The sequence below is a fragment of the Stieleria maiorica genome (assembly GCF_008035925.1).
GTDB classification, from domain to species: domain Bacteria; phylum Planctomycetota; class Planctomycetia; order Pirellulales; family Pirellulaceae; genus Stieleria; species Stieleria maiorica.
In genome coordinates this window covers 9,202,355-9,203,514 of the sequence record NZ_CP036264.1, presented here as the reverse complement: position 1 = coordinate 9,203,514, position 1,160 = coordinate 9,202,355, and the positions used below count along the sequence as shown (strand labels likewise).

Here is a 1,160-nt window from a genome sequence, read left to right as displayed (position 1 = left end):
GGGAAGCCATTGCCATCTCCGTAACAGGGCAGTGAGAAACCAGTCCGGCTGAATTTATTGGCGGAGGGGTTCACTGAGGCAAGGCTTCGGCGAATACTGAATCCAGATTTTGGTGCGATCGTCGTGTACTCGCGGGGCTCGTCATCTTTGAGTGGAAATACCGCAATCGTTCGATTCGTCGAATTCTCGTACTTTGCCGACTCGATTCGAGCGTCATTCGCAAATAGCTCCAACTTCAACGGCTCCGACAAATCGCAATTAAACATGGAGTCGCCATACGGGTGCTGACGCCCCACCGCCTCCGCATTGACGGTAATCGTGTAGAAGCCGTCTTGTGGAACGAGTTCGGAGCGATCTCTTGGACGGTACTTTGGCCCTTCATCGTCTCGAGGGGTGCCATCGCCCAGGTCGACGCGTTCGACCTGGAAGCCACCAAATCCGAGAGGGTAAATTCGCTCCCACGATTTATCCCCATGCCCCATTTCGACATACTTCCCGTCTTTATTGACAATCCAGTAGGTCCGGCCGCGGAACTGCCATTGCCTATCCCAGAAGTCATTCGCAGTGAACGTGTCGCTAACGACAGAGGGCTGCGCTGGAATGTCGACGACCTTATCGATAGAAGCGGAAGCGGCTTCGAGATATCGGTCCATCAGATAACGCGATATCACCAAACTACTTCCGATGTTTTCAAACCCATCCACCCTCTCTTCGCTGGGAAAAGAGGCCGTTGGATTGAAAGATGACATATCGAGACCCAGTAGGTCCCGCAGGGTATTGCGATACTGGAAGCTGTTCATCCGGCGAAGCCCCGTGGATTCCTTCTCCACTTGCTTCGCATAGAAAGCATCCAACTTGGGCGTTATCCAAGACACCAACCGAGTACGCTCTTCATCGGTTGGTTGCTCTACTTCCTCGGGCGGCATCTCTCCGAGATTGACCATGTCGAGAATCTCTTGCCACTCAAAAGCCGCATCCTCGTCGAAGACGTCAACACTCAGATGATCAAAGCGTCGGTCGCCTTTTTGCTTCTCCCACGACGATCGCACCAAAATTAGGCTGCAAACAGGAGTTTTTCGAGAAATGCGGTGTTCCAGCCTGCGATTTTTCGTTTCCGCCTAAGACTCTTCTTCCGGGTGTCTCGCTTGAGAAGCGTCGTG

At 53.0% G+C, this 1,160-nt stretch carries 1 protein-coding gene; it reads right to left on the bottom strand.

Going from position 1 to position 1,160, the window contains the following annotated elements; genetic code table 11:
* Positions 1-1,049, bottom strand: a 1,049-nt coding sequence (locus Mal15_RS31500) for a DUF1587 domain-containing protein (RefSeq protein ID WP_233903138.1), incomplete at its 3' end; no start/stop codon positions are given.
* Positions 1,050-1,160 lie beyond the last annotated feature (111 nt).